Origin of the sequence: Bacillus sp. JJ1474 (genome assembly GCF_036965225.1) — a bacterium.
GTDB lineage: Bacteria > Bacillota > Bacilli > Bacillales > Cytobacillaceae > Cytobacillus.
In genome coordinates this window covers 1-8604 of the sequence record NZ_JBALPC010000110.1, presented here as the reverse complement: position 1 = coordinate 8604, position 8604 = coordinate 1, and the positions used below count along the sequence as shown (strand labels likewise).

General features: G+C 38.2%; 9 protein-coding genes. 8 read left to right on the top strand and 1 reads right to left on the bottom strand.

From position 1 onward, the window contains the following. Window positions 1-105 precede the first annotated feature (105 nt). The 4 genes from V7164_RS14830 (at window position 106) to V7164_RS14815 (ending at window position 3925) form a co-directional block, all read left to right on the top strand. Window positions 106-882, top strand: coding sequence for an enoyl-CoA hydratase-related protein (locus V7164_RS14830; protein WP_335354470.1), 777 nt, complete (start codon window positions 106-108; stop codon window positions 880-882). Between the two features lie 190 nt (window positions 883-1072). Further along, entirely contained in the window at window positions 1073-2092 is a 1020-nt protein-coding gene (locus V7164_RS14825) for an ABC transporter substrate-binding protein (protein ID WP_335354469.1), read from the top strand. A gap of 53 nt (window positions 2093-2145) precedes the next feature. Then, entirely contained in the window at window positions 2146-3156 is a 1011-nt protein-coding gene (locus V7164_RS14820) for an ABC transporter permease (protein WP_335344465.1), read from the top strand. Continuing rightward, window positions 3131-3925, top strand: a complete 795-nt coding sequence (locus V7164_RS14815) for an ABC transporter ATP-binding protein (protein WP_335354468.1) — start codon at window positions 3131-3133, stop codon at window positions 3923-3925. Before V7164_RS14820 ends, V7164_RS14815 begins: the two co-directional genes overlap by 26 nt. Window positions 3926-4204: 279 nt before the next feature. On the opposite strand, the gene V7164_RS14810 is transcribed toward V7164_RS14815, so the two are convergent. Then, window positions 4205-4756 carry a helix-turn-helix domain-containing protein gene (locus V7164_RS14810; protein ID WP_335354467.1) on the bottom strand — a complete coding sequence of 184 codons (552 nt, stop codon included), beginning with the start codon at window positions 4754-4756 and terminating at the stop codon, window positions 4205-4207. Window positions 4757-4903: 147 nt separating this feature from the next. Here V7164_RS14810 and V7164_RS14805 point away from each other — a divergent pair, with 147 nt between their 5' ends. The 4 genes from V7164_RS14805 to V7164_RS14790 all read left to right on the top strand — a co-directional run bounded on the left by V7164_RS14805 (window position 4904) and on the right by V7164_RS14790 (window position 8501). After that, window positions 4904-5632, top strand: coding sequence for an AzlC family ABC transporter permease (locus tag V7164_RS14805; protein WP_335344462.1), 729 nt, complete (start codon window positions 4904-4906; stop codon window positions 5630-5632). Next, window positions 5625-5930, top strand: a complete 306-nt coding sequence (locus V7164_RS14800; RefSeq protein ID WP_335344461.1) for an AzlD domain-containing protein — start codon at window positions 5625-5627, stop codon at window positions 5928-5930. Before V7164_RS14805 ends, V7164_RS14800 begins: the two co-directional genes overlap by 8 nt. 164 nt (window positions 5931-6094) lie before the next feature. Continuing rightward, complete coding sequence (locus V7164_RS14795; protein ID WP_335354466.1) at window positions 6095-7366, top strand: M48 family metallopeptidase; 1272 nt, start codon at window positions 6095-6097, stop codon at window positions 7364-7366. A 223-nt stretch (window positions 7367-7589) separates the two neighbouring features. Beyond that, a complete protein-coding gene (locus V7164_RS14790) occupies window positions 7590-8501 on the top strand; it encodes a nuclease-related domain-containing protein (protein ID WP_335344459.1) in 912 nt (303 codons plus the stop codon). The last annotated feature ends 103 nt before the right edge of the window (window positions 8502-8604 follow it).

The following is an 8604-nucleotide window of genomic DNA, read 5'->3' as shown; positions in this document are numbered from 1 at the left end:
ATATTAGGCAGACATTAATTGTCTGTCTAAATTTTTTGTAACGAAAGGGTTTTTACGGTATTTATCGAATTGAACAAGTAGTCAGTTTATACGAGGGGGAGTCATATGAATTCGATTATTGTTGAGTTGAAGGAGCATATCGCAGTTGTAACGATAAATCGTTCAGAGGCATTGAATGCTTTTAATTATGATACGTTATTGGAGCTGCAAGAGGCCGTTGAGTCCATACGGATAAATTCAGATGTCAGGGTTGTTATATTTACTGGTTCAGGTGAGAAGGCTTTTAGTGTAGGGGCTGATTTAAAAGAGCGAAAGACATTGTCTGATGTGGAAGTTCGCCGAAATATTTATAAAATCGGTGAAGTCTTTTCGCTAATTGACCAGCTGCCCCAGCCAACCATTGCAGCCATAAATGGATTTGCCTTTGGCGGGGGAATGGAACTTGCGCTATCATGTGATTTTAGGATTGCCGTTTCAGGAACAACTATGGGACTGACTGAAACTAGTTTAGCGATTATTCCAGGTGCTGGTGGTACTCAAAGATTACCAAGGCTAATTGGCCAGGCAAAAGCGATGGAATTAATTTTGACGGCCAAACGTTTGAGCTCAGAGGAAGCATTGGAATATGGCTTATTGAATAGAGTGGTCGATAGAGATAATCTTCTAAATGCGTGTTTTGAAGTAGCAAATCAAATGCTATCCAATGGTCCTCTTGCTCTTCAACAGGCTAAATTTGCAATAAAACAGGGGATGAATGGAGATTTACAGACCGGATTGCAAATTGAAAGGAAAGCATACGAGGTCATTATTCCAACAGAGGATCGAGTCGAAGCACTTACAGCTTTTGCAGAAAAAAGAAAGCCAAATTTCAAAGGCAGATAAGGACACAGCCCCAGTGCTGTGTTTTTACTTTTCCTAGATATTGACAATCTTATATTCTAAATTTAAATAATTTTTTGAAATAGTAAAAAAGACTTGAATTATCACTCTTTTTGGCATTATAATTTAGTGAATAAAAGCGAAAAAGCACAAAAGCGAAAAAGCGCAAAAGTATTCAAAGGGGGAACAAATAATGTTCAAGAAAATGAAATTAATGGCCGCTGCTAGTTTAGTAGGTGTTGCATTGCTAAGCGGATGTGGAAGCGATAAAACAGCTGATGAAGGTAACGGCTCGAATAATGAAGCAGAGAAAACATATAAGATTGGAATTTCCCAATTTGCAGAGCACCCTTCTCTTGATGCTGCAACAGAAGGATTTAAGAAAGCATTAGAGGATGAAGGGTTCAAAGACGGGGACAATGTGGAATTCCTTATTCAAAATGCCCAAGCAGATATGAACAATACATTGACGATTGCTAACAACTTTGTTGGTGATAAAGTCGATTTAATCTTTGCGAATGCAACACCAAGTACAGTGAGTGCTTTAAATGCTACAAAGGATATTCCAATTCTTTTCACTTCTGTTACGGACCCAGTTGGGGCTGGCTTAGTCGAAGCGCTGGATAAACCAGGTGACAATATTACTGGTACTACCGACAACCATCCAGATGGAACAGCCAAAACGATTCACTTCATTACTGAAGAAATTGGCGCTAAAAATATCGGTGTTATTTTTAATTCAGGTGAGCAAAATTCTGAAGTGCAAGCAGATGCTGTAAGAGAGCTTGCAGAGCAGAAAGGTGCTAAAGTGGTGGAAGCGACTGTTTCAACTTCTGCTGAAGTAAAGCAGGCTGCTGAATCATTAATTGGACGAGTAGACGCAATTTATGTTCCAACTGATAATACAGTTGTTTCTGCTTTAGAATCAGTTATTTCTGTAGCAAACGAAAAGAAAGTTCCATTGTTTGTAGGTGAGCTTGACTCTATGAAGCGTGGTGCCGTTGCAGCGAGTGGTTTTAATTATTTTGATCTAGGCTACCAAACTGGTAAAATGGCTGTGGAAATTTTAAAAGGCAATAAAAAGGCATCTGAGCTTCCAGTTGAACTGCCAAGCAGCTTAAAGCTTGTTATTAATAAAAAAGCAGCTGAAGAACAAGGTGTTGAAATCAAGCAAGAGTGGGAAAAAATTGGTGAGTTCTACGAAGGCGAATAATATTCGTTAATTATAAAAACTAGGCTTTTCAGCAGTAAGAAAGGAAGATTTATATGTCGACAGCCATCTTTGGTTCAATAGAAGCCGGTGCAATCTATGCATTAATGGCATTAGGAGTCTATTTATCATTCAGGATACTAGATTTTCCTGATCTAACAGTGGATGGGAGCTTCGTGACGGGTGCCGCGGTGGCTGCAGTCCTAATAGTTGGAGGGACGAATCCATTCTTGGCAACGCTTATAGCTCTAATTTGCGGATTTGCAGCCGGCTGTATCACTGGATTACTTCATACGAAGGGAAAAATTAATCCTCTGCTATCAGGGATTCTTATGATGATTGCATTGTACTCAATAAACTTGAGAATAATGGGCAAGTCAAATGTCCCGCTTTTATCAGAAGAAACAGTGATCACAAAATTAACAGCATTCTGGCAAGGGCTTGGGCTGGATAATGGAATTCAGGCAATCTTTTCTGCCACAGGCTTCGTTCCAAAAACATGGGGAATTCTCTTCCTTATGATCATATTGGCTTTTGTTGTAAAGGTATTGATAGATTTATTCCTAAAAACAGATTTTGGCTTAGCGATCCGTGCAACAGGAAATAATGAAACAATGATCCGCAGTTTTTCAGCGGACACAGATTTATTAAAAATTGTTGGACTTGGAATTTCTAATGCGCTTGTCGCTTTATCCGGTGCGCTTGTTGCCCAGTACAACGGGTTTAGTGATGTTGGAATGGGAATCGGGATGATTGTCATTGGGCTTGCATCCGTTATTATAGGGGAAGCGATTTTTGGGGCAAAAACGATTGTTAGAGCAACCCTTGCTGTAATTGGAGGCGCTATTTTATACAGAATCATTGTCACATTAGCACTAAGGGTTGAATTTCTCGAAACAGGTGATATGAAGCTGATAACTGCCTTTATCGTTATTTGTGCTCTTATTCTGCCGAAGATCATCGATATGCAACGTGAAAAGCAGCGCAAAAAACGGAAAAAGACTCAAGTTTTACAAAAAGCGAATGAGAGTGGTGAGCAACTTGCTGCAATTAAATCAAATTCATAAAGTTTTTAATGAAGGTACACCTGATGAGAAAATTGCTTTACAGCATATGAACCTGCATTTAAAACCCGGTGATTTTATGACTGTAATCGGCAGCAATGGGGCGGGAAAATCAACATTAATGAATCTTATCTCGGGTAAATTAATTCCAGATGTGGGCCAGGTAATCATCGATGGCAAAGACGTTACAGCTGTGAAGGAGTTCAAACGGTCGAAGCTCATCGGCCGTGTATTTCAAGACCCGATGGCGGGGACTGCCCCAGCAATGACGATTGAAGAAAATCTTGCCATTGCGTATTCAAGAACGGACACCCGTAGTTTGAAAAGAGGAGTTACAAAAGCACGCCGGGAATTTTTTAAGGAAAAGCTTGAGACACTACATCTTGGTTTAGAGAATCGTCTTCAGGCAAAGGTTGGTCTATTGTCAGGAGGGGAGAGGCAGGCATTGTCACTGTTAATGGCGACTTTCACCGAACCGAAAATCCTGTTGCTGGATGAACATACTGCAGCCCTTGATCCTTCACGTGCAGAGCTTATCACCAATCTGACAAAGGAAATTGTCGAAAAGTATAAACTGACAACTTTGATGGTTACTCATAATATGCAGCAGGCTTTAGATCTAGGAAACAGGCTTATTATGATGGATAAAGGACAAATTATTTTTGAAACAACCGAAGAGCAAAAGCAGAAATTAACGGTTGATAAGCTATTGGAAGAATTCCAGCGGATACGTGGGGAGAAAATGAGCAGTGATCGCGCTGTACTAATCTAATAGATAAATTGGATAAATTGAAAAGGGCATATCACCTCAAGTGATATGCCTTTAAAAATTAGTTATCGCAGATTAACGGGCTGTAAGTCCCCCACTTCAAGAAGTTGCGTAAAACAAAGAAATTCTAAGTGGGGGCAACAGCCCGTAAAGGCCCGATTGTAGGAACACAGACTAAGAACGCCACGTCCTGTGGCAACGTCTGTGTGACCCACATCCTGTGGGCCGCAACTAACAATCAGTGGGGGCTGAAGGAATCCCCCCACTGATTGAAGTTTCACTTTATAAATAATACATGACAGCTTGGTATTCGACTAAATCTGTACCAATATTTTTATAGGTATGATTTTTATTGGCTAGGAATCTAATTGAATTTCCAGGGGATACTTGTCTGCAATGCTCACCAATTTGAATTTCAAGTTCACCTTTTAGAACAGTGATATATTCTTCTACACCATCATTATGCTTCTCTGAAAGATGCTGGCAGCCTGGATCCATTTCTACAATAAAGATTTCGAATTTTTTTCTAGGATCAAATGGAAAAATGGGGTACACTCGATATTCTCCATTGCTCTCTACGATGGGGGAAATGGATTTATAGTCTACAAATAATAAATCTGAGGGTTCGTCTTTAATTAGAGAGGAGAAGGAGACTTGGAGTCCGCTGGCAATTTTCCACAATGTTGTAACGGTTGGATTAGATTCTCCACGTTCGATTTGACCAAGCATAGCCTTGCTTACCCCTGTTAATTCTGAAGTGACATCAAGGCTTAGTCCTCTTTTTTTACGAATACTTCTTAGATTTTCTCCTATATTTTTTTGAATATTTTCCATTTTGTCCTCCAAATCTATTGTGTACTATAACGTTCGTATGTATAATATATTATAATTATTGGATGCTATAGTATATATTATGTCTATTATAGTGTATTTTTAAGCATATGTCTTTCAGATTTTTTCAAAAAAAAGGTGGTGCAGCTAATGGCTGAACTTGCATTAAACAAAACACAGTCAGAGTTAAGGAAAGGATTTCAATCAGGAATTAGCATTGCAATTGGATACATCCCAGTTGCATTAACCTTTGGACTGCTGGCAAAAACAACTGGACTAACATTTGGTGAAACGCTTTTAATGAGTTTAGTCGTATTTGCAGGTGCTTCCCAATATATATCCCTTAGCCTGTTGACGCTAGGTACAGGAGTATTTGAAATCATTCTAACAACATTCATTGTGAATATTCGACATTTCTTAATGTCATCAGCATTAAATGAAAAATGTGAAGAAGATTATTTTGTCAACAAAGCAATTTACTCGTTTGGGATTACGGATGAGTCCTTTTCTGTAGCGGCTATGAAGGAAGGAACAGTCACTACAGGATATATGTTTGGGCTTAATTTAATCGGTTATTTGAGTTGGGCTGCCGGCACTGGGTTTGGGTTTTTACTCGGGGCTAGCCTTCCCCAGACACTGCAGGAAAGCATGACGATTGCTCTTTATGCGATGTTTATTGGATTATTAGTACCTTCTATGAAAAAAAGTGTGAAAGTAGTGTTCCTAGCAGCCTTAGCAGCCTGCTTTAATACGATTTTCTCCATAACCAACGCACTTTCAACTGGTTGGGCAATTGTTGCTGCAACACTTTTATCAGCAGTTATCATTGAGCTAATAGAAGGAGTAAAGAAAAAGCAGAGGGGGAAAGGGAATGAGTAGTCATATTGTTTGGATGATTATGGGTATGGGGGTTGTTACTTATATCCCTAGAATGCTTCCGTTTTTACTCTTTAAAGGGAAGGAATTGCCAGTGTTTCTGCAGGGTGTTCTTAAAAATGTTCCTGCTGCTACTCTAGGGGCACTTGTTTTTCCGGGAGTTTTCTTTATTAATGAAGATGTATGGTTCGGGATATTAGGAGCAGCAGCTGCCTTTTTTGTCGCGTATCTTGGGGCAAATGTTATTTTTGTTGTTTTAAGTTCGATTGTTGTTTTATCAATCTATTCTTTTATTATGTGATCGGAAGCCGGTTCAAAATAGAATCGGTTTTTTCGATTTTTTCTTATGGAAAATGTACAAGCTATACAAAGGCTTAAGCCTATAGCAAGTATTAAGAATTTGTTCTAAATATTGATTTTTATACTAAACTTACATTGAAGGGTTGTACAAGAGGGGGGAGAGAGATGGCAAGAAAAATTGGGCTATATGGGGTTATATCCTATTGCCTATATGGACTTTTCTTTTATTGGTATTTATTTTATTTTGCCGATACAAGCTTGACCTTCGAGTATCAGGGGACGAGGGCAGATCCAGCTACCTTTCTAAATGGAAGAGAGCTTATGCTTAGTGAGGAGTATTCTAAGATAAGGAATTTATTATTTTTCTTGTCTACACCATTTGAGTGGCTTTTTTATCTTTTTATTTTGCTGCTTGGTTTTTCAAAGACATTTAAAAAGTGGGCAGAGCAGACAGCAAAAATTAAGTTTTTTCAAAATGCCATTTATTTAATTTGGCTTTCCTTTTTTGCTTTTATCGCGACAATGCCACTAAGTTATATTAGTTATTCTTTTTCTAAAAGCTATAATATTTCCACGCAATCCTTTAGCGGCTGGATGAAGGATGAGCTTATTGACTTCTGGATCAATTATGGGACGATGATTATTATTGTTTCGGTTCTCTATTGGCTGATTAATAAAAGCCGAAAAAGATGGTGGCTCTATGCATGGCTGCTTTCGATACCATTTACATTATTTATGATGGTTTTGCAGCCTGTTGTTATTGATCCGCTTTATAATGACTTTTATCCATTGAAAAATAAAGAGCTGGAAGCGAAAATTCTAGAACTAGCCGATCAAGCTCAAATACCTGCCGAGCATGTATTCGAAGTCAATATGTCTGAAAAAACGAATGCACTTAACGCGTATGTGAATGGAATTGGGACAAACTCAAGAATTGTTCTTTGGGATACGACTTTGGATCGGTTAACTGAAGGCCAAATTCTATTTATTATGGCACATGAAATGGGGCATTATGTTGAAAAGCATATTTATTTCGGAATAGCCGGGTATCTACTTTTATCTTTAATCGGATTATATTTAGCAGCAAGATTGATGGAGTATGCGATTAGCAGGTGGGGGGAAGCGTTGAAGATTCCAGCAGTCAATGATATTCGCTCCTTGCCGCTTTTCTTAATGATTCTTTCCATGCTGCTGTTTATTTCAAGCCCGCTTTCAAATTTTGTATCCCGCTATCAAGAGTCACGTGCGGATCAATATGCAATTGAGTTGACAAAAGACACAGATGAGGCAATTTCAACCTTTCAGGAATTAACCCGTGCTGGAAAAAGTCAGGTGAATCCTCCGCTTTTAGTGAAAGTATTCCGTTATGGTCATCCGACTATGCTAGAACGAATATCAACACTTGAAGAATATGAAATCAAAATGCGATCCAAATAGCGTGAGCAGGCAATTTGTCTGCTCATGTTTTTTGGGAAATTGTGATCATGGTAAGTCTTGACAATTTAATAATTAGAATTAAAATGGTGACAAGATACCTCTCCGTTTATTCCCGCTTTTTTCATCTCTATTAAACTTCTAGTTAGATTAATTTTTTTACTCATGATTATTTATCCATTGATGTAGCGCTAATACAAAGAAAATTAAATATGGGATGTGGAAAATGATTATTAAATCTCGCACTGAGCCTGAAGAATTAAAGCTTTTTCGATATTTAAATGTTCGAACGAATTTATCGGAGAAGGATCAGAATTATTATTTGAGCCTTGAGAAGGGGTATCAGGGAGAGCTAATGTTTGACGCTTTAATTAATCCCCTTGCTATTAATTGGCTAATAATAAATGGATTAATGCTCGAATATAATCATACCGTTTTTCAAATAGATACATTGCTAATATCTTCTGAAAAAATATTTGTTTTTGAAGTTAAAAATTACGAGGGTGATTATTTTCTAAAGGATGGCAGGTGGTATACCTTCCCGAAAGTGGAAATAAGGAATCCATTGGACCAGTTAAGTCGGTGTGAATCCCTTCTCCGGAGGTTGCTTCAGGAACTTGGACTCAATGTCCCCATCGAAACAAATCTTGTTTTCATTTACCCCGACTTTTATTTATACCACGCACCAATGGACCTTCCTATTATTTTTCCTACACAGCTTAATCGCTTAATAACACAATTAAGCAAAAACACTAAAAAGTACAAAGAAAGTCACTTAAGTCTCGCAAAACGATTAACATCTCTCCATATTGAGAAATCACCATATATGCGTTTACTTGATTATAGTTATGACCAGCTGAAAAAAGGAGTAACCTGTGTTTGCTGCCGTTCATTTAATGTTGAGGTGAAAATGAACAGAGTGGTCTGTAAAGAATGTGGACATAAGGAAGGACTACCTGCAGCAGTACTTCGCAACGTAGAGGAATTTGCATTTCTTTTTCCAGATCGAAAAATTACTACAAATGACATGCTGGAATGGTTTAAGGTTATCGAGTCTAAGATAACCATGAGAAGGCTGCTCACGCAAAACTTTAATCAGCTGGGGCATGGTAAGTATTCTTATTATGAGAAATTATGAAAATCTATATATCAGGATGAGGCAATAAAAGGCTTACGGAACAGAATTTGATAAACTTATGCGAAAAACACTTACCATAAATGTTCATAGCACGCGTTTCGGA